2 pseudogenes are annotated in these 1,482 nt (G+C 21.3%); both read left to right on the forward strand.

From position 1 onward, the window contains the following. Positions 1 to 414 (forward strand): annotated as a pseudogene (locus CAMP5082_RS08160) (hypothetical protein); the annotation flags it as partial. A 380-nt stretch (positions 415 to 794) separates the two neighbouring features. Continuing rightward, positions 795 to 1,482 (forward strand): annotated as a pseudogene (locus CAMP5082_RS08165) (hypothetical protein); the annotation flags it as partial.

Raw genomic sequence — 1,482 nt, forward strand, 5'->3', positions numbered from 1 at the left:
GGTTTGCAAATGCAAAATAATCTTAATTATTTTTATCTTGCTTCTAATAGCACTACTAATTTAAAAGAAATTAATAATTATTTAAATGTTGCGGATGAGTTGCTTGTCTTTATGAGTGAAATTGAAAAATTACCATCTAAGTATAATTTAGGTAAAATAATGTTTGAAATTAATTTTATGACTTATAATATCTTGTTTTTTGGTTTTACTTTAGATACAAATCTTATGTGTTCTATACCTCAAAAAGAACAGTTATTAAAAAATATGATTAATTCTTATAAAAAAATAAATTTATTTCATGATGCGGATTTAAAATTTCAAGATCAAGAATTATACGAAGCAATATATGTAACAAAAAAACTTAATTATTTCATAAATTTTGCTAAAGGAAGATTAAATGCATGCGGAAGATAATTTAAATTTTAAAGATAATTTTTAAATTATATAGGAAAAATAAATGTCTATTTATAAAGAATGTGAAGTTTGTAAAACAAAAATCAATAAATTACAAAATATTTGGAATATATTCTCAGGCAAATTAGAAATAAAATGCAAAAATTGCAAAAGTAAATATGGAGTTTCTAATAAAATTATAGATTGGGTGTATAGTATTTTTTGTGAAAACTTATTACTCTTTCCACCAATTGTATTTTTAAATTTCATATATTTAGGTAGATATTTTTCAAAATATGGATTATTTGAAATGATATGTTATTTATCAATAATCATTCTTTTTAGTAGAAAACTAATAAATATTGTTTTACTTCTTCTTTGTAAATTAAAAAGGCTAGAAAATGAGAGATAAAGGATTAATGAAACATCTTAAGGATATTAAAGATAGTATTGTAGATTGTTATATAGGACTTTATGATTTTGGAGATTTTTTAGCTAGAATTTCAGGTTTTAGAGATTGGCAAGAAAAAAGTGTTATTTTAGATGATTTTCATAAAAGGCAGACACTAGAAGAATTAGACTTTTTAAAAGATATTGTTAAAAATGAAACTTCTAGAAATATTATACTAGAATATTTAATAAAAGATATCAATGAAAGACCTTTGTATTATTTAGCACCATCAGGAATTTTAACAACAATTAAAAAAATAACCAAAACAAAAAAACTATTCATAATAAACATAACTTCTTTAGGAGGAAAAGCAACATCCACCGCCCACTCTCTCTACCCCTACTACAAAAACATACAAAATTCCTTTGCTCTTTTATGTTCTATAGATAATAAAAATAGTAATTTGTTAAAAGAATTTAATTTTGATAGTTTTTCTTGTAATTTTTACAATAATAATATTTTCAATCAAAATCTTAAATATTTAGATAATATACAAGATGAAAAAGAATATATCAATGAGTATAAAATATTTTTAGAAAATCTTAATCACTTTAATCAAGAATATAATAATTATAAACTTATGTCTATACAAGTAATCAATAATTTAAAAATAGCCTATATACAAAAACTATCTTTAG

This window comes from Campylobacter sp. LMG 17559 (assembly GCF_024723605.1).
Taxonomy (GTDB): Bacteria; Campylobacterota; Campylobacteria; order Campylobacterales; family Campylobacteraceae; genus Campylobacter_D.